This window comes from Coprococcus sp. AM14-16, assembly GCF_003434675.1.
Classification (GTDB): Bacteria; Bacillota; Clostridia; order Lachnospirales; family Lachnospiraceae; genus Coprococcus; species Coprococcus aceti.
In genome coordinates this window covers 1,310,517-1,335,227 of sequence record NZ_QTLL01000001.1, presented here as the reverse complement: position 1 = coordinate 1,335,227, position 24,711 = coordinate 1,310,517, and the positions used below count along the sequence as shown (strand labels likewise).

The 24,711-nt window shown below is 44.4% G+C and carries 20 protein-coding genes and 9 tRNA genes; 21 read left to right on the top strand and 8 right to left on the bottom strand.

From position 1 onward, the window contains the following. The first annotated feature begins 5 nt into the window (after positions 1-5). The 6 genes from DW159_RS05965 (at position 6) to DW159_RS05940 (ending at position 6,583) form a co-directional block, all read left to right on the top strand. Positions 6-689, top strand: coding sequence for a gamma-glutamyl-gamma-aminobutyrate hydrolase family protein (locus tag DW159_RS05965; protein ID WP_015533956.1), 684 nt, complete (start codon positions 6-8; stop codon positions 687-689). Between the two features lie 80 nt (positions 690-769). Next, positions 770-1,729, top strand: coding sequence for a hypothetical protein (locus tag DW159_RS05960; RefSeq protein WP_117549341.1), 960 nt, complete (start codon positions 770-772; stop codon positions 1,727-1,729). 237 nt (positions 1,730-1,966) lie between these two features. Continuing rightward, complete coding sequence (locus DW159_RS05955; protein WP_015533954.1) at positions 1,967-2,644, top strand: PspA/IM30 family protein; 678 nt, start codon at positions 1,967-1,969, stop codon at positions 2,642-2,644. 39 nt (positions 2,645-2,683) lie between these two features. Then, positions 2,684-3,664 carry an SPFH domain-containing protein gene (locus DW159_RS05950; protein WP_015533953.1) on the top strand — a complete coding sequence of 327 codons (981 nt, stop codon included), beginning with the start codon at positions 2,684-2,686 and terminating at the stop codon, positions 3,662-3,664. A 131-nt stretch (positions 3,665-3,795) separates the two neighbouring features. Then, positions 3,796-6,144, top strand: a complete 2,349-nt coding sequence (gene pcrA, locus DW159_RS05945; RefSeq protein WP_117549339.1) for a DNA helicase PcrA — start codon at positions 3,796-3,798, stop codon at positions 6,142-6,144. Positions 6,145-6,313: 169 nt separating this feature from the next. Continuing rightward, the gene (locus DW159_RS05940) at positions 6,314-6,583 is read left to right on the top strand and encodes a hypothetical protein (protein WP_015533951.1); all 270 of its coding nucleotides are present in this window, start codon (positions 6,314-6,316) and stop codon (positions 6,581-6,583) included. A gap of 135 nt (positions 6,584-6,718) precedes the next feature. Here DW159_RS05940 and DW159_RS05935 read toward each other — a convergent pair. The 7 genes from DW159_RS05935 to DW159_RS05905 form a co-directional block, all read right to left on the bottom strand. After that, positions 6,719-6,798: transfer RNA gene (locus tag DW159_RS05935), tRNA-Leu, on the bottom strand. A gap of 49 nt (positions 6,799-6,847) precedes the next feature. Further along, a tRNA-Lys gene (locus tag DW159_RS05930) sits at positions 6,848-6,920 on the bottom strand. Between the two features lie 20 nt (positions 6,921-6,940). Continuing rightward, positions 6,941-7,012: transfer RNA gene (locus DW159_RS05925), tRNA-Gln, on the bottom strand. Positions 7,013-7,045: 33 nt separating this feature from the next. Then, positions 7,046-7,119, bottom strand: a tRNA-His gene (locus DW159_RS05920). 79 nt (positions 7,120-7,198) lie between these two features. Next, positions 7,199-7,272, bottom strand: a tRNA-Arg gene (locus DW159_RS05915). A 41-nt stretch (positions 7,273-7,313) separates the two neighbouring features. Next, positions 7,314-7,384 (bottom strand) — tRNA-Gly (locus tag DW159_RS05910). A gap of 30 nt (positions 7,385-7,414) precedes the next feature. Beyond that, positions 7,415-7,489, bottom strand: a tRNA-Pro gene (locus tag DW159_RS05905). Between the two features lie 217 nt (positions 7,490-7,706). Here DW159_RS05905 and DW159_RS05900 point away from each other — a divergent pair. From DW159_RS05900 to DW159_RS05875, 6 genes are all read left to right on the top strand, one after another. Then, complete coding sequence (locus DW159_RS05900; RefSeq protein WP_117549337.1) at positions 7,707-8,651, top strand: AEC family transporter; 945 nt, start codon at positions 7,707-7,709, stop codon at positions 8,649-8,651. A gap of 24 nt (positions 8,652-8,675) precedes the next feature. Continuing rightward, positions 8,676-9,134 carry an Lrp/AsnC family transcriptional regulator gene (locus tag DW159_RS05895; RefSeq protein WP_022215931.1) on the top strand — a complete coding sequence of 153 codons (459 nt, stop codon included), beginning with the start codon at positions 8,676-8,678 and terminating at the stop codon, positions 9,132-9,134. Further along, complete coding sequence (locus DW159_RS05890) at positions 9,131-9,640, top strand: shikimate kinase (protein WP_055146992.1); 510 nt, start codon at positions 9,131-9,133, stop codon at positions 9,638-9,640. The genes DW159_RS05895 and DW159_RS05890 overlap by 4 nt, the downstream gene beginning before the upstream one ends. 85 nt (positions 9,641-9,725) lie before the next feature. Beyond that, positions 9,726-10,688, top strand: a complete 963-nt coding sequence (locus DW159_RS05885; RefSeq protein WP_117549335.1) for a calcium/sodium antiporter — start codon at positions 9,726-9,728, stop codon at positions 10,686-10,688. Between the two features lie 317 nt (positions 10,689-11,005). Then, a complete protein-coding gene (locus DW159_RS05880) occupies positions 11,006-12,547 on the top strand; it encodes a sodium:solute symporter family protein (protein WP_117549333.1) in 1,542 nt (513 codons plus the stop codon). A 170-nt stretch (positions 12,548-12,717) separates the two neighbouring features. After that, positions 12,718-13,665 carry a magnesium transporter CorA family protein gene (locus tag DW159_RS05875; RefSeq protein ID WP_117549331.1) on the top strand — a complete coding sequence of 316 codons (948 nt, stop codon included), beginning with the start codon at positions 12,718-12,720 and terminating at the stop codon, positions 13,663-13,665. A 63-nt stretch (positions 13,666-13,728) separates the two neighbouring features. On the opposite strand, the gene DW159_RS05870 is transcribed toward DW159_RS05875, so the two are convergent. Then, on the bottom strand, positions 13,729-14,922 hold the full coding sequence (locus tag DW159_RS05870) for a DUF4317 domain-containing protein (protein ID WP_015533946.1): 1,194 nt from the start codon (positions 14,920-14,922) through the stop codon (positions 13,729-13,731). A 213-nt stretch (positions 14,923-15,135) separates the two neighbouring features. Here DW159_RS05870 and DW159_RS05865 point away from each other — a divergent pair, with 213 nt between their 5' ends. The 9 genes from DW159_RS05865 (at position 15,136) to lepB (ending at position 24,701) form a co-directional block, all read left to right on the top strand. Continuing rightward, a complete protein-coding gene (locus DW159_RS05865) occupies positions 15,136-15,825 on the top strand; it encodes a response regulator transcription factor (RefSeq protein WP_117549467.1) in 690 nt (229 codons plus the stop codon). Further along, positions 15,825-18,278 carry a sensor histidine kinase gene (locus DW159_RS05860; RefSeq protein ID WP_117549329.1) on the top strand — a complete coding sequence of 818 codons (2,454 nt, stop codon included), beginning with the start codon at positions 15,825-15,827 and terminating at the stop codon, positions 18,276-18,278. The genes DW159_RS05865 and DW159_RS05860 overlap by 1 nt, the downstream gene beginning before the upstream one ends. Positions 18,279-18,413: 135 nt before the next feature. After that, positions 18,414-18,896 (top strand): transcriptional repressor, encoded by a 483-nt coding sequence (locus DW159_RS05855; protein ID WP_117549327.1) that lies wholly within the window; start codon positions 18,414-18,416, stop codon positions 18,894-18,896. 21 nt (positions 18,897-18,917) lie between these two features. Continuing rightward, positions 18,918-19,274, top strand: a complete 357-nt coding sequence (locus DW159_RS05850) for a heavy-metal-associated domain-containing protein (RefSeq protein WP_117549325.1) — start codon at positions 18,918-18,920, stop codon at positions 19,272-19,274. Between the two features lie 99 nt (positions 19,275-19,373). Further along, positions 19,374-19,445: transfer RNA gene (locus DW159_RS05845), tRNA-Gly, on the top strand. Positions 19,446-19,543: 98 nt separating this feature from the next. Continuing rightward, positions 19,544-19,615, top strand: a tRNA-Gly gene (locus DW159_RS05840). Positions 19,616-19,789: 174 nt separating this feature from the next. After that, entirely contained in the window at positions 19,790-21,925 is a 2,136-nt protein-coding gene (locus DW159_RS05835) for an LTA synthase family protein (RefSeq protein ID WP_117549323.1), read from the top strand. A gap of 151 nt (positions 21,926-22,076) precedes the next feature. Next, positions 22,077-23,528 (top strand): IMP dehydrogenase, encoded by a 1,452-nt coding sequence (gene guaB, locus DW159_RS05830; protein WP_117549321.1) that lies wholly within the window; start codon positions 22,077-22,079, stop codon positions 23,526-23,528. A 132-nt stretch (positions 23,529-23,660) separates the two neighbouring features. Then, positions 23,661-24,701 (top strand): signal peptidase I, encoded by a 1,041-nt coding sequence (gene lepB / locus DW159_RS05825; protein ID WP_117549319.1) that lies wholly within the window; start codon positions 23,661-23,663, stop codon positions 24,699-24,701. The last annotated feature ends 10 nt before the right edge of the window (positions 24,702-24,711 follow it).

Below are 24,711 nucleotides of genomic sequence, written 5' to 3'. Positions count from 1 at the left end.
GTTTTATGTTACATGCACTTATAACACAGCGGGAAGGACACAATATGTATGGAAAATATACGGACGTTCTCGAGGCTGCTTATGTGGAGTTCTATGAGAGCCTTGGAATAAGACTCAGACCGGTATCCAACTTTACAAAAAACTTTGATGAGATAGTGGATGAACAGTTTGATCTCCTGATAGTGACAGGGGGCGGAACGCTCCATCCGAGACATTATGTGGAGCCGCACAATGCAGAGCTGCAGCCGCACCGTGATGCGCTAGAGGAGCAACTCATAATGTACTGCGTCCAGAATGAGATCCCAGTGATAGGCGTGTGCAGGGGAATGCAGCACATAAATGCGCTGTTTGGCGGTAAGATAAGTTATTCCGCGCGCTTTAAGGTGCCAAGACCCAGAGGCACAGACCACATGGCAAGGATAGTCAAGACGGACAGATATATCAAGGTAAACAACTTCCACAGCGACTGTGTCTATCTGGAAAATCTGTCGACGATGTTCTATCCGATAGTGGTCGATGAGGAGAATGAATCTGTCGAGGCATTTGTATCACCGACGATGAGCATACTTGCCTTCCAGTGGCATCCTGAGCGTATATTTGAGAGCGAGGAAGGACGGCTTTTTACAAGACATCTTATACAGGATTTCCTTGGGCTTCCGAGAGATGATGTGAAACCGGCGATAGATTAACGTTGAAATGCCATATGAAAGATGCTAAAATAAACTAGCGTATACTTATGAGATAGAAAAGTTGCGATGGAGGCACTATTATGGAGAACGGAAAAGCTAAACAGCTTTTAGATAGAATACAGGATATAGTTGGAGATGGACAGAACGTTCCATTTGCAGCAGGTAAGGTACTGGTCAACAAGGAAGAGGTTCTTGAGATCGTTGAGGAGCTCAAGACTACTATAGATCTGGAACTCAAGGCATATCATGAGATCACAGACAAGAGAAGCAAGATCATCAAGGAGGCAGAGCAGGAGGCCGATGAGATCATCGCGGAGGCCGAGGAGACTGCATCCAGGATCAGGCTTACAAAGCCAAGCCCGCTCTTTGTGGACCGCAAGGTCAAGAGCCTTGGCAAGCAGGACAGGCAGGCGCTCAGAACGGCCAACGAGATATATGCGGCATCTATCATTTATACAAATGAGATGCTGATGGAGATCAACGAGACCGTGAACCAGGCATATAATATGATAAGCATGGAGAGCGACAGAGTCCTTGATTCTCTGAGAAAGAAATCTGAGATCATTGAGAACAACAAGAAGGAGCTCATGGAAGGTCTCATGGATATGAAGAAGCAGGAGCGCTATGCCGATATACTGGAGATCAGCCAGCTTCTGGCGAATGAGCTGTATTACGAGAAGAACAAAGCCAAGGATGAGGAGCACAAGGATAAGAACGGTGAGCCGGAGATGGTTCAGTGGGAGTTCGATTTTGAAGATAAGAAGGAGCCTGAACCGATCCGGGTGAAGGCATCCAGGGAACCGGTCAAGAGTGTCCAGAGGGAGACTGACGATGCGGATTCTTCGATACATGTCATAAAAGACAGTGATCATGACGATAAGATGAGACGCTTTGGAGACAGAACACCGGTGAGACTTGAGGAGTCGATAACGGATGCGAGTGCCAAGGGAAGCGACTCAGACAAGAACGGCAGACCTGATTTCAGAATAGGCGGACGTATATCCGATGCCTATGATGACGTGGATGACGGAGTCGTATAAAAGTTTCGTGCAACATGCAGGGGACGCGCTAGTTTTGAATATTAAAGCCTGATAAGTTGGCGGCTGATACTTTACAGGGGGTAACGTGTCGAATAGCACATTATATGATGCAGCAACACAGCATGCATGGCATTGCGCCGGAGCATGGGAGATCATATAATGGTGGTGTCGTCGACAGGAGGCAACATTTAATATTATATACAAATAAATCAACCTAAAACGCGGAGGTAAAAAGTTATGGGAATTTTAAAGAGATTTAAGGACATTATGTCATCAAACATCAATGCACTTCTTGACAAGGCAGAGGATCCTGAGAAGATGATAGATCAGTACCTCAGAGACCTTCAGGAGGATCTCAGAAAGGTTAAGTCAGAGACTGCAACTGTTATGGCAGAGGAGCAGAGATGCAAGAGACAGCTTGATGAGTGTGACGCAGAGATCGCAAAGATGCAGACATATGCAGAGAAGGCACTTGTAGCAGGTAACGAGGGCGATGCAATGAAGTTCCTCGAGAAGAAGAACCAGCTCACGCAGAAGCAGGTAGCTCTTCAGCAGGCATATGATGCAGCAGCAGCTAACGCAGCCAAGATGAGACAGATGCATGACAAGCTCACAAAGGATGTCAGCGATCTCAATGCAAGAAAAGAGACTATCAAGGCAAAGGTTCAGGTTGCTAAGACTCAGGAGCGTATGAACAAGATGATGAGCGGTATCGGCGATTCATCAGCTTCACTTGATGCATTTTCAAGAATGGAAGCAAAGGCAGACGCTATGCTTGACAAGGCAAATGCAATGAGCGAGCTCAATTCATCAAGCGCAGATTCAATAGATGATCTTGCAAGCAAGTATGATGCAGCTCCAAATGCAGACGTTCAGGATGAGCTTGCAGCACTTAAGGCAAAGATGGGATTATAATATTCCAAACATATTGCAGAACAGAGAGGAGTGCACTACATGGGTTTATTTTCAAATCAGTTTGCTAATGTTGTAGAATGGGAAGAGTACAGAGATGACGTCATCTTCTGGAAGTGGACAAATAGAGAGATCAAGAAGGATTCAAAGCTTATAATCAAACCGGGACAGGATGCTATATTCCTTTATAACGGAGCGGTTGAAGGTATATTTACCGAGTCTGGAAACTACACTATTGATTCACAGATCATACCATTCCTTTCAACATTGAAGGGATTTAAGTTCGGATTCAATTCAGGACTTCGCGCAGAGGTTCTGTTTGTGAATACAAAAGAGTTTACATGTAACTGGGGAACCAGTTCACCGATCAGACTTCAGGCACCGGGACTTCCGGGCGGACTTCCTGTGAGATCAAATGGTAAATTCTCATTCAAGATAGACGATTATAATGTTCTAATAGAGAAGGTTGCAGGTATAAAGCAGCAGTTCACAGTCGATGACATAAGAGACAGGATAAGGGGTATCCTGGACGGACTGCTGATGAAGTGGATCACAAAGGTTGGCGGAGACGTATTCAATCTTATGGCCAATTCCGTTGATATAGCTAAGGGTATCAAGGAAGATCTGGACATGGAACTCTTGGGAATCGGACTTACGATAACTGATTTCAGAATAAGCGAGTTTACATATCCTGAGAATATACAGAAGCGTGCTGATCAGGCTGCTGAGTATTCTATGATAGGGGATATGAACAGATTCCAGCAGGTGAATATGGTTGATTCCATGGCAAGGGGTGGCCGTACAGGAACAGCCGGAAGCAATGCAACGGATATGGCAAATGCCATGGTAGGAATGCAGATGGGAATGGCTATGGCAGGTCAGATGGCCGGAGCTATGAACCAGATGAACAATGCAGCAACGCAGGCAGCGGGAACCGGAACAGCCCCAAAGTTCTGTCCTAACTGTGGACAGCCAACTAACGGTGCGAAGTTCTGTGGCAACTGTGGAACGAAGCTGATCTAAAGACAAATACATTATAATTGAATAATGATATTTTCAAATAAACGCTGTTATGATATACTAGGCAGATGGAATAAAACATATGTTTGGTATATATAACGGCGTTTTTTACGTCACAGGATACAGGAGGAATTATGGCAGGACTTAACGATATGCAGGAACAGGCCTGTGAGCATGTGGATGGGCCACTGCTCATACTTGCGGGAGCAGGAAGCGGAAAGACCAGGGTTATCACACACAGGGTAGCCTATCTCATGGAGCACGAAGGAGTTAATCCTCTGAACATACTGGCGATCACATTCACCAACAAGGCGGCCCGTGAGATGCGAGAGAGAGTTGATCTGATAGTTGGGGACGGAGCTGACAGGGTATGGGTCAGCACATTTCATTCGCTGTGTGTGAGGATACTCAGAAGATATGCTGATAAGATCGGCTATGGCAAGAACTTTGATATATATGATTCGGATGACCAGAAGAGTACGGTGAAGAGTATACTCAAGGATTTTCAGATAGACCCGAAGAGGTATCCCGAGAAGATGTTCATGGCGGAGATATCCAAGGCCAAGGAGAAGTATCTGTCACCTGATGAATTTGCAAAAAAGAATGTTGCAGACTATGCAGGAACAAAGGCTGCAGAGGTGTACACTGAGTATCAGAGTCGTCTTAAGAAGAACAATGCGATGGACTTTGACGATCTTATTTACAAGACGGTGGAGCTGTTCGAGCACAATCCTGATGTCCTTGATACATATCAGAATAGATTCAGATATATCATGGTTGACGAGTATCAGGATACTAATCACATACAGTTCCTGCTGGTCAAGATGCTTGCGAGAAAATACAGGAACCTGTGTGTGGTGGGAGACGATGATCAGTCCATATACAAGTTCAGAGGAGCGAATATAACCAATATCCTGAACTTTGAGAAGGAATATGAGGATGCGAAGGTTATCAAGCTGGAACAGAACTATAGATCCTGTGGCAATATACTTGCCGCAGCGAATGCAGTCATACAGCACAATGCAGGCCGTAAGGATAAGGCTCTGTGGACGGATAAGGATGCCGGTGAGAAGATCTCGTTTGAGCAGTGCGATTCGGAATATGCAGAGGGGGATATGGTGGCGAGCCGTATCAAGACTCTTGTCAGACAGGGAGTGGACTACAGGGATATAGCTATCCTCTACAGGACGAATGCACAGTCCCGTGTGCTCGGAGAGAAGATGGTGTATGCGAACATACCATACAGAGTATATGGCGGCACAAACTTCTATGCCCGAAAGGAGATCAAGGATGTTCTGGCATATCTCAAGGTCATCAACAATTCCACTGACAACCTGTACTTCAGGAGAGTGGTAAATGTTCCGAAGAGAGGTATAGGCGAGGCGAGTCTCAGCAAGGTTGAGTCATTTGCGGATGCGTATGGATTGTCGATGATGGATGCTGCGGCGAGAGCTGACGAGATACCGGGAATGGCTGCCAAGACCTCGGCTAAGATCAGGCAGTTTGCGGAGCTTATCACATCATTCAGGGATATGCTGGCGGATGGTGAGAGCCTTGACTCGGTGTACGACAGGATCCTTGAGGATACGGGTTATGAGTCAGAGCTCATAGCAGAGCACACAGAGGAGGCCATGACTAGGCTTGAGAATATCGATGAACTCCGCAACAAGGTGGTGGAATTCACAGAGGATAATGAGGAGGCAGGGCTCAGCGAGTTCCTGGAGGAGATTGCGCTTGTGTCTGACCTCGATGCCATGTCGGAGGATGACAATCAGGTCAAGCTGATGACTCTCCACAGTGCCAAGGGTCTGGAGTTCCCATATGTATTTATATGCGGAATGGAGGACAGAGTATTTCCTAGTGGAATGGCACTCAACTCAGATGATCCCGATGCTCTTGAGGAGGAGAGACGTCTGTGTTACGTGGGTATAACCAGAGCCATGAAAAAGCTGTACCTGAGTGCGGCGAAGGAACGAATGATGCATGGTAACAGGGTGTACAGCGATGTGTCCAGATTCATAAGAGAGATCCCGCCTATGCTGTTTGAGCATGAAGCTGATATGAAGAATATGGCAAAGCGAAGAGAGTCGGAGTCTGTCGACAGATATAACAGAGGTGAAGGACGCAGAGATGCGTATGGAAGTTCATATGGTGATACATATGCCGGCTATGGCGGTGGAAGAACCGCTGGAGCAGCCTCAGGCAGAAGCTATGGACAGAAGAATCCATACAGCAGCTATGCAAAACAGCAGTCATACGGGCAGCCGTCTTCCCAGCCTTCGTTCGGCAAAGCCTTTGTGGTAAACAGTGTTGGCAAGCCGGATTATGCTGTTGGAGACAGAGTCAGACATATTAAGTTTGGTCCGGGTACTGTGGAGGCTTTGGAGAAGGGCGATAAGGATTACGAGGTTACAGTGAATTTCGACAGATGCGGTGTCAGGAAGATGTTTGCTTCGTTTGCAAAGCTCAAAAAATGCGAGTAGTCAATTAAACCGCATGTTAGATTTATTTATAAAATACATATAGAAATAATCAAAACCGTATGCTATAATTTTGGTATGTGTTGGGAGATAATAACTGTATGTTTCTTCTCTCAAATCAATATAATATAATGAAACCCGTTACAGGGTTAAGAAAGGGTGGAATGTAACGATGAAGAGTAGTGACGTAATCTTAGTTAAAGGCGATGCAACAGAAGAGAAGGCAAAGAGCACATTATTTGTGATCTTGGTTATCATTGGTGCCGTTGCTGCTATTGCAGGTATTGCATATGCAGTATATTCATATCTTACACCAGACTTCCTTGATGATTTTGATGATGACTTCGACGATGATTTCGACGATGACTTCTTCGATGATGAGGAAGATACAGATGAGGCAGAGCCAGCAGCAGAAGCAGCCGAGGCGGCAGACGCTGAGTAATTCGTACTGTATTATATAGAAGAATATGGTAGTATAAAGATACGCTCTATCCATTGAGGATAGAGCGTATTTTTTTGCCATCTACTAAAAAAAATGGAAGATAGGACGAAACGTCATGATAAAAGGTATAAAAAATGCGGATAACAGGAATCGAACCTGCACCCCGAAGGACTAGATCCTAAGTCTAGCGCGTCTGCCAGTTCCGCCATATCCGCTTAATTCTCCGTAAAATAAAAATAGCCCCTCATACCAGAAGGGAAATAGTGAGCCATCGGGGACTCGAACCCCGGACAACTTGATTAAAAGTCAAGTGCTCTACCGCCTGAGCTAATGGCCCATAAGTCTGGACTTTAATAACTGGGCTAGCTGGATTCGAACCAGCGAATGCAGGAGTCAAAGTCCTGTGCCTTACCGCTTGGCGATAACCCAATAGCATCGCTAATATGTGCGATAAAGAAAAAGGGTGGATAGAGGGACTCGAACCCTCGGCCTCCAGAGCCACAATCTGGCGCGCTAGCCAACTGCGCCATACCCACCATAGGCTTATAAAATAATTGTTATTTTATAAAAATATATCTTAGCCTGCTAACAGTAGTAGTAGCTAAGATACAAAAATGTGCCCGAAGGGATTCGAACCCCCGACCCACGGCTTAGAAGGCCGTTGCTCTATCCAGCTGAGCTACGGACACGTACCAATTCCCGCTATATGTATATGTTAGCGAAAATAAAGAGCGGGTGATGGGAATCGAACCCACGTATCTAGCTTGGAAGGCTAGTGTTCTACCATTGAACTACACCCGCATAATGCTTAACAGTGTTTTGGATTATAAGTCGGGGTGACAGGATTCGAACCTGCGACCTCTTGATCCCAAATCAAGCGCTCTAGCCAAGCTGAGCCACACCCCGTTAGTCCTTTGCGACCAACGCAAAACCTATTATACACAAGTCGGTGATGTTTGTCAACAACTTTTTTAATTTTTTTTTGAAAATCAGTTGCTGATGTGTTATATTGAATCAGACGTTATCGCCTGTTCATCAAACCGACTTTTGCATTATATGCATTATAGGAGCGAAAGTCAATAGGTATTTTGAAAAAAATTGAAAATTGTGAGGATGTGTAGTAATGGATAATTTTATATTCAGCATAAATGCAACGATACCGATATTTCTGGTGATACTTCTGGGATGGTTTCTGATGAAGATACATATTATAACAGAAGAGTTCGCCAACGTGGCGAATAAATATGTGTTCAAGGTAGCCCTTCCGGTTCTGCTGTTCAGGGATATTGCGACGACCTCCATATTGGACGACCTCAATGTAAAGTTTGTTCTGTTCTGCTTCTTTGGAACGATCATAATGTTTGGGCTGGTATGGGTGTTGGCACTGATATACTGTAAGGACAGAACCATGATTGGTGCATTTGTGCAGGGGGGAGCAAGAGGAAGTGCTGCGGTTCTCGGCGTTGCATTTGTGGAGAATATCTGTGGCAACTCGGGCATGGCGCCTCTCATGATAGTGTCAGCGGTGCCGATGTACAATATTATATCAGTAATAGCTCTGACATTTGGCGGGAACGACAGACAGAGGGGAACAGCGGGTATCAAGAAAGCGTTCGTCAATATATTGAAGAATCCGATCATCATAGGAATATTGCTTGGAATCCCGTTCTCTGTATTTGACATACCGATACCAGCCATACCGACAAGAACTATCAGTTATATAGCACAGACGGCGACTCCTATAGCGCTCATAGCCATAGGTGCTGGATTTGACTCACAGCAGGCATTGACCAGGCTCAAGCCGTCACTTGTGGCAACGGTCATAAAGCTTGTGATTCTTCCTGTCATATTCCTTCCGGCTGCCATTGGTATGGGCTTTGGGCCGAGTGAGATTGTTGCTATACTTATAATGGTTGGAGCACCGGCTACGGTGTCGGGATACATCATGGCGAAGAATATGGACAATGATTATGTGCTGTCATCGAATATTATCGTTTTATCCACATTATTATCGTCAGTGACGTTGACTCTGTGGGTGTTTGTGTTAAAATGTTTGGGAGTAATCTAATTTTATTATACAGAGGTTTAATTAATGGATAACATTGACTACAAGATACTGAGATGCCTGAAGGACAATGCGAGACTTACAGCATCGGCCATCAGTGAAGAGATCAATCTCTCTGTCTCGGCCGTGATAGAGAGAATAAGGAAGATGGAGAGCAGCGGGGTAATAAAGGGATATACCATTGAGGTTGACCAGAAAAAGCTGGGCAATGAGATGGTAGCCATCATGGAAGTGAGACTGAAGCATCCGAAATATTATGATGAATTTGCACAGCTTATACAGACAAATGACAGCATAGTCGCATGCTTCTATATGACAGGAGATTTTGACTTTATATTGAAGATAGTGACTGATTCCGCTGCAGGTCTGGACGAGGTGTATAGATTTGTGAAGGGATATGAGGGTGTGTCTGCAACTGAAACGCACTTTGTTCTCAAGACGCTCAAGGACGAAGTATCAGTTATACCGGAGGTAAAGGAAAAATGAACAACATAGTACTTACAGGCATGCCGGGAGCGGGCAAGAGCACTATAGGGGTTCTTCTGGCAAAGGTTCTCGGTTATAAGTTCATCGATGCAGATATTCTCATACAGAACAGTCAGGGAATGCTGCTCAGGGAGATAATAGCAAAGTATGGCGATGATGGGTTTTTAAAGATAGAGAATGATGTGAACAAGGGTATCACAGACCAACATGCAGTCATAGCCACAGGTGGAAGCGCTGTGTACTGTACTGAGGCCATGAAGAAATACATGGCGGAGGATACAGTTATATATATAAATCTTCCGTATGAGGAGATAGCGAACAGACTTGGCAATATCAAGAGAAGAGGCGTGGTGCTGAAGGATGGACAGACTCTGAAAGATTTGTATAATGAGAGGACAAAGCTTTATGAGAAATACTGCCATATCAATATCAAAGCGGAAGGTCTTGGAATTGAGGAATTGCTGGACAGCGTTGCGGGCATGATAATTGTCAGAAGAGATCTGTAATACGTCATATGCCACATGATAGGGATAGAAAAGCTGCTTATATAGCTGAGGTGAAAATGTAGCATATATACAATGGAGGGAATGTATGGAGATATTAAAAATGTTAGGTCAGATACTGCTTCTTGTGCTTGGATTTGTGTTTATGATAAAGGGAGCGGATGTATTTGTAGATGGTGCGTCTAAAATAGCTGTCAAATGCAACATACCAGAGATGGTAGTTGGCTTAACAATAGTTGCCATGGGCACTAGTGCTCCAGAAGCAGCTGTCAGCATAAAGGCGGCACTTTCGCCTGCGGGAGCCGGGATCACTGTTGGAAATGTGCTTGGAAGCAACATTATTAACATACTTGTCATCCTTGGAGTGACAGCACTCATAGCAGCACTTCCTATAAAGAAAAATACACTTAGGATAGATATACCATTTGTTATCGTGGCATCGATCATGATACTCTGCATGGGATATTTTGATGGTGTGCTCAGCAGACTTGAGGGTGTGATATTCTATGTAGTGTTTATTGGATTTTTGGTATATCTGATCATCAGCGCGAAGAATGGCAACAGCGAGAGTGATTCTATAGAACTCACGGAGAAGGATAAGACTCCGAGACTTATACTGTTTATAATCATAGGATTAGCGCTGGTCGTGGTCGGAAGTAATTTCACTGTAAATGCGGCATCATATATAGCTGGAAAGCTCGGTATGACAGAGAGACTCATAGGTCTTACAATAGTGGCATTTGGCACATCTCTTCCTGAGCTTGTGACATCATGCACAGCGGCAAAAAAGGGGCAGACAGATATTGCCATAGGCAACATAGTTGGAAGCAATATATTCAATATACTTTTCGTTGCCGGAACTACAATGCTCATAACCCCAGTGCAGTTTGAGCAGAACTTCCTGTTGGATGGCATCATGGCAATAGTGGCTGCTGTTCTCCTCTGGGTGTGCAGCGTCAGAAAGAAGAAGCTCACCAGGTCGGGCGGAATAGTGATGCTGGCTGTGTATGCGGTATATTTTGCTTATATTATGTACAAGAATTATATGTAGCAGATATCAAATGAATGGGGTATAGTCATTTATGTGATGATTATGAACCGGAAGAGTTGGTGTGTATAACAAGTCACTATGACAAGGATTATTACAGTATGGATGATTTTTATGATTTAGATGAACTTGATTAGATCTCAATAAAAAATACAGCGTGTAGCGATTGCCGCACGCTGTATTTTTTGTGGATATTTCTTGACTATGGTATGGGTATAACTTATAATCAGATATAGCAATTTAAACCGCAAAACTTTAAAGTTGACACGCTTTGATGTGATAAAGTAAACCGCGGATAAAAAATGTATTGGGAGGATACTATGGTACTCAAAGTTATTATGCTTGTTGTTTTCTTTGCAATCATGCTTGGAGTTGGATTTTACTCGAGAAAACACACAAAGGATGTGAATGGATTTGTTCTCGGAGGCAGAAGTGTTGGCCCGTGGCTCACGGCATTTGCCTATGGAACATCTTACTTCTCAGCGGTTATATTCATTGGATATGCCGGACAGTTTGGATGGAAGTACGGAATTGCTTCCACATGGATAGGAATTGGAAATGCGCTGCTTGGCTCACTGGTGGCATGGGTAGTTCTCGGAAGAAGAACAAGACTGCTCACACAGGAGCTTGACACGAGAACTATGCCGGAGTTCTTCGAGAAGAGATACTCCAGCAAGTCATTGAAGCTTTTCTCGTCGATCATCATCTTCATCTTCCTCATTCCATATACAGCGTCACTGTACAACGGACTTTCAAGACTGTTCGGAATGGCGTTCAATGTTGACTATAAGATATGCGTAATCGTCATGGCTGCCCTTACAGGTATATATGTAATCGTTGGTGGATACATGGCGACTGCTATCAACGATTTCATCCAGGGACTCATCATGCTGGTGGGAATCGTGGCAGTCATATATGCGGTACTCAACAACTATGGTGGACTCACAGGCGCGCTAGACAGTCTGGCAAGGATAAATGATCCTGCAGTGTCAGATACACCTGGTGTATTTGCATCATTCCTGGGACCTGACGTGTTCAATCTGTTTTGTGTCGTCGTGCTGACATCCCTTGGAACATGGGGACTTCCACAGATGGTACAGAAGTTCTACGCCATAAAGGATGAGAGATCCATCAAGACAGGTACGGTTGTGTCGACACTGTTTGCGATCGTAGTTGCCGGCGGATGCTATTTCCTCGGCGGTTTTGGAAGACTGACAGGAACCGATGTTGCTACAGAGGGATTCGATGCCATCATTCCACATCTGCTTGAGAAGCTTCCAGCTGCCCTTATGGGACTTGTGGTCATACTGGTGCTTTCAGCATCTATGTCCACACTTTCTTCGCTGGTCCTTACATCCAGCTCAACGCTTACCATCGACTTTATAAAGCCGGTCATTGCACCGAAGATGGATGAGAAGAAACAGATACTTGTCATGAGGCTCATGCTCGTTATGTTTGTTGCTGTATCGGCTGTTATTGCCATCGTGCAGTACTCAAGCAGGATAACGTTCATAGCACAGCTTATGGGTGTTTCATGGGGGGCTATAGCAGGTGCGTTCCTTGCTCCATTTTTATATGGCTTATACTGGAAGAAGACTACAGTTGCGGCATGCTGGACATGCTTTATATGGGGAACAGGAATCATGACGCTGAACTTTATAAGCAATACATGGGGATTGTTCAAGTTCCCGGCAGTGATGCAGTCACCTATCAACTGCGGTGCGGTTGCAATGGTGGGCGGTCTCATAATAGTTCCTATTGTGAGCCTGTTCACAAAGAAGCCTGACCAGAAGAAGGTCGAGGATGCCTTCTCATGCTACGAGGAGACGGTTACAGTAGCCCACAGAAAGGCACTTGACTAGTATAGGATAAACGTGCATGTAGACGCGATAAAAGCGACGGGTCATATACATAGATATTACACGGTCTTTACACAAAACTTTGTTGAAAGGCCGTGTTTTTTATGTTAATATTATCAGGCGGTAATGTGCATTTGAGGCATGCTGTAATCTATGTGGCAGGAGGCGCAGATATGATCACGCTGTACAGAACAGATGACAGAATTTTGAGTGAAATACAGGAATATGGTCCTGGTGCCTGGATAGTCATGACTAAGCCAACAATAGATGAGAGTAAGAGCATAGCCGAGAGGTTTGAGATAGATCTGGCGGATGTCAGAGCCGCACTGGATGACGAGGAGAGCTCACGTGTTCAGGTGGAGGACAACTACACACTGATAATCGTGGATATCCCTTCTATAGAGATAAGAAATGAACGTGAGGCATATACTACGATTCCACTTGGTATCATACTTGTTGCAGACTGTATCATCACCATATGTGCTGAGGAGACACCGGTACTTGAGGCATTCATGGAAGGCAAGGTGAGAGAATTCAGTACCAAGAAGAGGATGAGGTTCATGTACCAGATACTCTACAGGAACTGTACCACATACCAGTATTATCTGAGAGTCATGGACAGAAGAAGAACCCTTATTGAGCAACGTATCCAGGAGGAGACCGAGGATGCGGATCTCATAGATCTTCACGAGCTGGAGTCCAACCTCGTATACTTCGCCACATCACTGAGAGCGAATGGAGTAGTTCTTGACAAGCTGACAAGATACGGCAGGATCAAGCAGTATCCGGAGGACAAGGAATTGCTTGACGACGTTTTGGTGGAGAACAAGCAGGCTATCGAGATGACACAGATATACAGGGATATCATAAGTGGTACGAGAGAGCTCATGACGACCATCATAAACAACAGACTGAACAACGCCATGAAGTTTCTGGCGGCCATAACCATCGTCATGGCTGTGCCTACAGTTATATCGGGTGTGTATGGAATGAATGTGGGCACGAAGTGGATGCCATTTGCGAATGTACCATATGGATTTGAGATAGTGTGCGGTATAATACTCGTTATAAGTATTGTGATAGCTTTGATATTGAAGAAAAAGAAGATGCTCAAACAATAGGGCAGATAGAAAAAGGATCACCGGCGGTTTTGTTGCTGCCGGTGGTCCTTTTTTGTGCCGTTGTTATTTGTTGTTGATAGGTATTCCGTTTACCTCGACCTGATCGGATATCTGGATGACGATGCATTTCCTTCCGTCGATCTCCATGGTCTCTACCAGATCAGTTCTCTCAGGATTCACCTTGATGACCACATCAGGAGTCTTTACCTCAAATGTTTTTGTGTTTGCAACATTTGTCGCGTACATGACAGTTGACTTCTCACGCGGTACAACTATGGCCGGTTCATCCTCCGGGTTCTCAGATGGCTGCTCAGGCGGTGCTGCCGCAGCGGTTACCTTCTCGTAGTGGGCGTCAAAATCTGCCATCTTCTCATCTGATACTCCGCTCTCTGTCAGCAGATTCTTTATAGTGTTCTTGGATAGGGTCAGCGGTTCAGGACTGTCCTTTCTCTGCTCTATCATCTCGTTCAGATTGTCGTGTATTGTACGCACCATGTCGTAATTACAGTCATCGCCCAGAGTCTCAGCCACGATCTCCTGGAATACATCCTTCTGCTCGCCCGCTGTTATAGGAAGAGAAGTGCCAAGGATGTTACTTATGAAGCTGTCGTGAAGCTCCTCCGGTTTTTTGGTGTAGTACAGAACGTTGTGGATATCCGTGCTCCTGTCGATAAATGCCGGGAACAGGAAGCCTATGTCCGGCATGTCGACCACCCAGTCGCGGACTCTGTTGTGGAATGTGCTTTCAACGTCGAAGTAGCTGAGTCCCGCCTTGGACAGGTTGACGTGGCAAATGGAGCACATGATATAGTCATACACCTCGTCTGATGCATCGTCCATCATGATGCCGTCGGTTGTCTTGCCCGGAACATCATATGTATCGTGGATGAGCAGTATGAGGTAGTTGCCGGTGTAATCGTAGTTCTCGATGACCTTGTCATAGAACTCATTTATCAGCTCATCGTTCTCAAGCTTGCTCTTCCTGAGTTTATTCAGGAATTCCTGTGTGCCGCCTTCAAACTCCTGTGAGGTAGGAAATGGCATGGTGACAAGATTCTTGCCAATGCTTCCTGATAAAGTCTTTTTCAGTATTTCAAAATATTTGTATGTTTCTTCTTCCGGCATGGTGAGAAACTGTTCGTTGATGGTCGCCACCTTGTTGCAGTCTCCGTCCACGTAGCATCCGCGGATCTTGCTTATGGAGCATTCCTTTGGAGCAAACAGGTGTCTTATCTCAAGTACGTCTTTTTTTGTCATAAATAAAACTCCGTTTCTATATAGTGATATATTTTGCGTTATAACATCTGCAATGACAGACCGCCTCCTAAGTATACCACAAATAATGACAAGTCTTAAAGATATCTTAAACTTTATAATGGTTGTTTCTTAATGGCAGTATGGCGATAATTGAGAACAGGAGGTGATTGTGGTAAGCTAAGGATAAATACGAAAAAGGTGAGGACAAGAAAAATGTACAATATATTAATATGTGACGATGAAAAAGATATAGTATCAGCTATAGAGATATATCTTAAGACAGCCGGGTATTCGGTGTATAAAGCTTACAATGGTATGGAGGCAGTTGATATGGTAAATTCTAATGACATACAGCTTGTACTCATGGACGTCATGATGCCTCAGATGGACGGTATAACAGCCATGGCAAAGATAAGAGAGAGCAGCAATGTGCCGGTTATCATGCTTACGGCAAAGAGTGAGGATACCGACAAGGTGCTGGGACTTGAGGTCGGCGCAGATGACTATGTGACAAAACCATTTAATCCGGTGGAACTTCTGGCAAGGGTAAAGTCCCAGCTCAGGCGTTACATGCAGCTGGGAGGCGGAGAGACACCAAAGGATAAGCTGGTTATCGGAGGTATAGAACTTGACGACAAATCCAAACAGGTCACACTTGACGGTGAACTTATGCCACTCACCCCGACGGAGTATGACATCCTGAAACTTCTTATGCAGAATGTGGGAAAGGTATTTTCCACGAAGGAGATATATAAGGCGGTGTGGAAGGAGGATCCGATGGGAGCGGAAGGCTCTGTTGCGGTTCATATAAGACACCTGAGAGAAAAGATAGAGATAAATCCATCTGATCCGAGATACATAAAGGTTATCTGGGGAAGAGGATATAGAATGGAGGGACAATAGTGGATAAAACAATTTATAAGATACGAGGAAATGTGTTCTTTAAACTTGGAATATATATTCTTGTGGCGGTGCTGGCATATGGAACGCTGTATACAGGCGGTCTGGTGCTGCAGGGAAGCTACCTTGGAGTGTACAGTGATGATGATCAGGGCGCGACGCCGTATGAGAGACTTGTAAACGATTATGTGGAGGACACAAATGATGCGCTTACCGAAAAGGTGAAGGCTTACATCCAGGATACAAGGTCGCAGCTGGAAAGCATTACAACATATAATCAGCTCGTGAGTGCTGATCATAACGGAGATATGGTTATAACTGCGGATGATGTTTTCCGGAGATTGACCAATGCGGATACAACATCTGCGATCAAGTCGTCATACCGGTATGAGGATATGAGCGAACGAGGTGATATCGGCTATATGCTGACGGCATCCTGCAGTGATGATACAAATGTCAGCATCAATAATGGAAAGATAAAAGTAACGACCGGAAATATAAAGCTGATAAACGATGATGCACGGCTGGACGATAATATATATACAAATGATTATGATAGCACGATAGAAGTACCTGTTAAAAGATATATTGTGTTTGACAAACAGAGCGATATGGAACAGGGCGAGCAGTATATCAATGCTCTGCTGGGGAATTATGATCCATATTATGACGAATACATTTATAATGAAGAATATGAAGAAAGTGATACTGTGGAGGCTGATACAGATTCTGTATTGACAGCGGATGGCAAGTCTATTACCAAACAGGATATCATGTATGGCGATTATTATCCTAGCTCAGTTGAAAAACTGTATCTTGATGAAGCAGACGATTCTGGCAGTTCATCTGGAAAGGTCTACTGTCTTGTGCTAAGCTATGATGCATATTCATTTATAAATATCACGGGAAAATGCTATGTGGACGTGGCGGCTGCTGTAGACAACATCAAAGCGTCAAATCCGGAAATGGTTCAATACATTGGAATATGGAGGACGAAGAGCAAGGGGATATTGGCGGGATTTGCAGTTATGCTGCTGCTGTGCATCGTCATGTCAATATTTTCAATGGTCAACGCCGGCGTAAAGACAGGGAAGGAGACGATCACTCTTGGCAGATTTGAGAGGACTCCGACTGAGCTTGTGCTGGCTATGACAGTATGCTCTGTTGCAGCAGCAGTAGGGATCTGCGTTGAAAGCGGTATTGCATCCATGTGTGTGAACCAGTATAGGAATTACACATTTGTATCAGAGAATATACAGTATATTGCGTTTCTGGTGCCGGTGGCATGCCTATATTCTGTGGCATTGTTTTTCTTTAATAATATAGTCGCTAAGGTGAAGGCGGGAACATTTTTTGCAGACTGTCTGATAATCCGCGCACTGAAGTGGATAGCAAGAAAGACGAAAGCTTGTTTCAGGTATGTGAAAAGTCATATGTCCCTGACGCAGAAGGGCGTATGGGCTTATATAGGTATAACTATAGTAGAGATAATTTTTGTGGCAATCCTGGCAGCAGGCAGCATGAGAGGCCTTCTTTGGGTGGTGATTTATATCATTTTAAAATGGCTGTGCATAGTCGGAATAGTGGCATATCTCATACAGACACAAGAGTTATACAAGTGCGCAAAGGAGATGGCGGAGGGCAATCTGGACAGGAAAGCGGACACAAGCAAAATGTTCTGGGTATTCCGCGCACATGGTGAACACCTCAACCAGATAAGAGACGGCATGTCAAAGGCTGTTGAGGCCAGAATGAAGAGCGAGCATTTGAAGACAGAACTCATAACAAATGTATCCCACGATATAAAGACCCCGCTTACATCCATAATCAACTATGTTGATCTGCTGCAGAAGGACGATATGGATGAGAAGACAAGACAGGAATATATAGAAGTTCTCTCAAGGCAGTCTGCGAGATTGAAAAAACTCATAGAGGATCTGGTCGAGGCATCCAAGGCATCCACTGGCAATATCCAGATAAACTGGGCAGAGATAGATGCCAATATGCTGCTTGAGCAGGCTGTTGCAGAATATGAGGATAAACTTGCAAATGCCGGGCTTAAGGTCGTATTCACAAGATCAGAGTTGCCGGCAGTCATAAGAGCTGATGGACAGCATCTGTGGAGAGTATTTGATAATCTTCTGTGTAATATAAGCAAATATGCAATGCCGGGGACAAGGGTATATGCATCGGTGATAATCGATGACAGAAAGACCAGGATTGAGTTCAAGAATATATCCAGAGATCCGCTCAATGTGTCCAGTGATGAGCTCATGGAGAGATTTGTCCGTGGAGACAGCTCCAGAAATACGGAGGGAAGCGGACTGGGATTGTCTATTGCAAACAGTCTGTGTACACTGATGGGTGCAAAATTCAGATTGAGCATAGATGGTGATCTGTTCAAGGCAGTTATAACATTTGACTGCGGAACTCCGCAGAAGAAAACCAATTGTTAGAATAATGTGTGATCTGCAGGTTGAATTATGAAAAAATATTAGATTTTAGCACAAAACGTTATTGACAACTAATTTGAGTTAGGGCATACTAACCTTGATGATAATATTATCAACAATCAGAAGGAGGCGTGTATGATGACTAACGAAAGATTAGAGACGGACAAGAAGAGTATAGATGATACAGGTATCCAGCGTACAGAGATGCAGAAAGAGATCGTTATCAGCAGACTCAGGGAAATGGGATGCAGGATAACCAGACAGAGAATGATACTCCTTGACATAATACTCGGGGAAGAGTGTTCTTCCTGCAAGGAGATTTATTATAAGGCGACCAAGCAGGACAGTCGTATAGGCTCGGCTACAGTGTACAGAATGGTGAATACATTGGAGGATATAGGAGCCATCAACCGTAAAAACATGTATAAGGTTGCCTGTGGTGCCAACTGTGGTATAGAGGATGCCTGTGTCATTGAGCTTGATGATTCATCCAGCATTGAGCTTTCGGCCAAAGAGTGGAACAGGATAATCCGTGCAGGACTTATGGCTGGCGGATATATTGAGAATCAGATGGTGACAGGTGTCAATGTAAAGCCTTGTGGCTGTGGCTCATGTTGTTAATAACGAAGGAGATGATCTACAATGGGTGGAACAATATTGGTAGTGTGCATACTGGTGCTTATAGTAGTGGGTGCAGTTATCAGTTCTACAAAGCACTTTAAAGGAGAAGGAGGCTGCTGTGGCGGCGGTGGTTCCGTCAAGGTCAAGGGTGACAAGATAAAGGATGTTGTCGCCGTGAAGACTATTTACATAGAGGGAATGCACTGCAGCAACTGTTCAGATCGTGTACAGAATGCACTGAACAGTCTGAGCCAGGTGAACGCAAAAGTCGACCTCAAGAAGAAGCAGGCTATCGTTAAGCTCGGAAGAGAAGTATCTGATGATGAGCTTAAGAGCTGTGTAGAGAAGTGTGGATACTCAGTAACCGGTATAGGATAAAGGCTTGAATAAAAAATTGTAAAAAATTTTCAAAAAATTGTTGGCAATTCGAATAAGATGTGGTATTATCCATATTGTTGTTGAAAACACAACAGATAAGCGCGAGTGGCTCAGCGGTGGAGCATCTCCTTGCCAAGGAGAGGGTCGCGGGTTCGATTCCCGTCTCGCGCTCTGGATAATTTCCATGTTGCTAAAATTTTAAAAAAGTTGTTGACAGTTTGCTGGCGGTGTGATATTATCCATATTGTTGTTGGTAGCACAGCAGATAAGCGCGAGTGGCTCAGCGGTGGAGCATCTCCTTGCCAAGGAGAGGGTCGCGGGTTCGATTCCCGTCTCGCGCTCTTTTATATTAATTCACACTCAGGATTCAATCCTGATTTTTTTTTGCCCTCAGAAGCGATTGGTAATAAAATTTAAACATTTTTACTATTGAATAAATGACATGTAGTGATATAATCAATCACAATCGTTGAATATCAGAAAAAGTATAATTTTTACGAGGTAATGATTAAATTATGAAAGAGAGACTTAAGAATTTTCATCATTCAGCAGTTTTTATCTGTCTGGTTCTTGCAATTGTTCTGGACGTTGTTCTGGAAGCTCTTGGAAGACATTCGCTGTTTAAGGCGATATCGTATGTGTGGAATCAGCCGCTCATATTTCTGTATAACTGTTCGATCATTTTCTTTACGCTGACACTTTCGCTGCTCATGAGAAAGAGAATATTCGGATACTGCGTTATATCGTTTGCATGGCTGATACTTGGAATCACGAACTGCATAGTTCTGGGATTCAGAATAACGCCATTTTCAGCTATCGATATGCTTATGGCGAGGAATACGATAACTATCATAGACAAATATTTTAATGTATGGCAGATCGTGCTCATAGCTGCGCTTCTGTTCGTTGCGCTGGCAGCCATCATAGTTCTGTTCATAAAATCGCCGACGGTTACGGGCAATATATATAGAACGAGAACGACTGTGTTTATAGTTGCGACATTCTTCTGTGTAATGCTCTTCACCAAGATCGCGCTCAATGCACAGACTATATCAGATAATTTTGCAAACCTTGCAACGGCATACAACAATTATGGATTTGTATACTGTTTCTCAAACAGTGTGGTCGATGTAGGTATAGGACAGCCGAGTGATTACAGCGAGGATAAGATGCTTGAGATAAAGGATGATCTGGACAGTGTTGGCACAACGGATTCAAAGCATGGCAAGGACAAGCCAAACGTTATATTTGTACAGCTTGAGTCATTCATGGATCCGTCATATGTAAAATGCCTCACGTTCAATGAGAATCCTATTCCGAATTTCACAAAGCTGAAGGAGGAATGTACATCAGGATTCCTGACGATGCCGGCGATCGGTGCAGGTACAGCCAATTCGGAATTTGAGGTGCTCACGGGATTTAACGTGGCATATTTCGGTGCAGGTGAGTATCCATATAAGACCATACTTGGCAAGCAGACCATAGAGAGCATGGCGACACAGCTGAAGCTTGATGGTTATTCAACACATGCCATGCACAATCACGATGGTACATTCTATGACAGATACAAGGTGTATAAAAACATGGGATTTGATACATTTACCCCGATGGAGTATATGTACAATCTGGAGCATACTCAGAAGAACTGGGAGAAGGACAATGTCCTTACCGGTGAGATCATGAAGACTCTGTACTCCACCACTGGACGGGATTTCATATTCACCGTCAGCGTACAGGGACATGGAAGATACCCATCAGAGCTTGACGAGGAGAATTACAGCTATCCTATAAAGGTTGCCGGAACAGGCGATGAGAGTCTTGATACACAGTGGACATATTACTGTAACCAGCTCCACGAGATGGACGATTTCATTGGCAAGCTTATAGACAGACTTACGGCGTACGATGAGCCGGTCGTTCTCGTTATGTATGGAGACCATCTTCCTGGATTTGAGATCACAGAGGACGATATAACCAACGGAGACCTTTACCAGACAGAGTATTTTGTCTGGAGCAATATGAAGAACTTCCCGGTTGAGGATGAGGATATAGAGGCATATCAGCTCAGCACAAAGGTGTTTGATATGCTGGGATTTGAGAAGAGCTATGTGCAGAAGTTCCAGTCAAAGTACAAGCCGGGCGATGCAAACTATGATGATGATCTCGAGAACATTGAGTATGATATGCTTTATGGACAGAGATACATGTATCCTGATGGATGGCCATATGAGCCGACGAATATGAAATACGGCATAAGCAAGATCAGGATCTCGGAGATCAAAAAGGGCGTGTATGTGCCACCGGTTGATGAAGAAGCGGATTTCACGGCAAATGATGGTTCCGGGGACGGTGAGAGTGCTGAGGAGCCACAGCCTATGAATGGATATTATATCCACGGAAGCAACTTCAATGAATGTACATTTGTGTGGATAGATGATGCCTTTTTGAAGGAGACTATCTATATAGACAGAGATACGCTGTTTCTTCCATATGAGGACTCGTTTGAGGCGGGCAAGGAGATATCCGTGGCGCAGGTCGGAGACGACAGTATAGATTTCGGAGTGGAAGACACTTATGTATATAAGGGAGATCCTGAAGATCCGGAGGACACAGAGACAAATGTGACCACGGAGACGGAAGAACTGCCTTGACAAGAACTATATAATTTGTTAGCATGTTTAAAAAGTTACATCACCCAACGCGATAAGTGTTGGGTGATGTGTTTTCTCTATTAAGGCTAATTGACGTACATAATGAGCACAATGCTCTTATTAAATATTTTACAGAAAGAGAGAGAAGAAAATGGGTAAGATTATTGGCGAAGGAATTACATTTGATGACGTTTTATTGGTACCTGCTTATTCTGAGGTATTACCAAATGACGTTGACCTTACAACACAGCTGACACAGAAGATTAAGTTGAACATTCCTCTTATGAGTGCCGGTATGGACACAGTTACAGAGCACAGAATGGCTATTGCCATGGCTCGTCAGGGTGGTATCGGAGTTATCCACAAGAACATGTCCATAGAGAAGCAGGCAGAGGAAGTTGACAAGGTAAAGCGTTCAGAGAACGGTGTAATATCAGATCCATTTTACTTATCTCCAGAGCATACACTGGCAGATGCTGACGAGCTTATGAGCAAGTTCAGAATCTCAGGTGTACCTATCACAGAGGATGGCAAGCTTGTTGGAATCATAACCAACCGTGACCTGAAGTTTGAGAAGGACTACACCAAGAAGATCAAGGAGTCAATGACATCTGAGGGTCTTGTTACAGCAAAGGAGGGAATCACACTTGACGAGGCTAGAGAGATCCTTGGAAAGGCTCGTAAGGAGAAGCTTCCTATCGTTGATGACGATTTCCACCTGAAGGGACTCATCACGATCAAGGATATTGAGAAGCAGATCAAGTACCCATATTCAGCACATGACGCACAGGGCAGACTTCTCTGTGCAGCAGCAGTAGGATGTACAGCCAACATCCTCGACAGAGTTGCAGAGCTCGTATCAGCAAAGGTTGATGCGATAGTTATAGATACAGCACATGGACATTCAGCCAACGTTCTGAGAACTTTCAAGATGGTTAAGGAGAAGTATCCTGACCTTCAGGTTATTGCCGGTAACGTTGCAACAAGATCAGGCGCACAGGCTATGATCGACATGGGTGTAGATGCAGTCAAGATCGGTATCGGACCTGGTTCTATCTGTACAACAAGAGTTGTTGCAGGTATCGGTGTACCACAGATCACAGCTATCATGCAGGCATATGATGCAGCTATGAATGCCGGAATCCCTGTTATCGCAGATGGCGGTATCAAGTATTCAGGAGATATCACAAAGGCTCTGGCAGCAGGTGCCAACGTATGTATGATGGGAAGTCTGTTCGCAGGTACAGATGAGGCTCCTGGTGATTTCGAGCTTTATCAGGGACGTAAGTACAAGGTATACAGAGGTATGGGATCTATAGCAGCCATGGAGAATGGTTCTAAGGACAGATACTTCCAGGAGAACGCAAGAAAGCTTGTCCCAGAGGGCGTTGAGGGCCGTGTGGCATACAAGGGATCACTTGAGGATACAGTATTCCAGCTCATCGGTGGACTTCGTTCAGGTATGGGTTACTGCGGAGCAAAGAACATTGCAGAGCTTCATGAGAAGGCAGAGTTCGTCAAGATTTCAGCAGCTTCACTCAAGGAGAGCCATCCACATGATATCCATATCACAAAGGAAGCTCCTAACTACAGTGTAGAGTAATAGAAATTTGCATAGATGATATCAGATAAGAGGATGCATATCTGTCAGATATGCATCCTTTTTTCTTGACACCGTTCTGTTATGTGAGATAATGGAGAATAGGTGTCTTAGAAAAGAGGTGTTTGGATATTTATGAAGGTAAACAATCCAGGTAAAAAAGATCTTGACCAGCTTGTGATGCTTGAGCAGGAGACATTTCCTGAGGCTGAGGCAGCAAGCCGGGAGTCTATAGAGCGAAGACTGAAGGCACACAGAGAAACCTTCTGGGTGCTCAAGAAGGACGGACGAATAATAGCAGGTATAAATGGCATTACTACTAATGAGAAGGATTTGAGCGATGCCATGTATACGGGCGAGGACTTCTACGACAAGAAGGGTCGCTGGCTTATGATATTCGGCGTGTCAACTCTGCCGGACTATCAGCACAATGGATATGCGGCGAAGATAATGCATGAGGTTCTTCAGGAGACGGTCAAATGTAAACTCGACGGAGTCGTCCTCACATGTAAAGAGAACATGATCCCATTCTACGAACAATTTGGTTTTGTGGATGAGGGCGTGAGTGAATCTGAGCATGGCGGTGTCGTCTGGCATCAGATGAGGATAAGGCGCAGAGATATAAAACGTGATTATAAGCAGGATGTGATTGATTGTATAGTGATAGTAGTTGTGGCCGCCGTACTGGCATTTCTGCTGGGACGATTTGTGATATTAAACTGTAATGTACCTACTGGTTCCATGCTTGAGACAATACAGCTTGGAGACAATATAATAGGAAGCAGGCTTACATATAAGTTCTCTGATCCTGAGCGTGGCGATATAGCCATATTCAAGTGGCCGGACGATGAGTCCCAGATATATATCAAGAGAATCATGGGACTGCCGGGTGAGACCGTGGAGATCATAGATGGTAAGGTATATATAAATGGAAGTGATACTCCGCTCAAGGAGGATTATCTTAGTGATGAGGCAAGGACTGACGTAAGATCGTTTGGACCATATCAGGTTCCTGAGGACTGTTACTTTATGCTGGGAGACAACAGACCAAACTCAGCGGATGCCAGACTTTGGGAGAATACCTATGTGAAGCGTGACAAGATACTTGCCAAAGCAGAATTTGTGTATTTCCCATTTTCACAGATAACATGGCTTGGAAACGGAGCAGAGTATTAGATTGTATGTC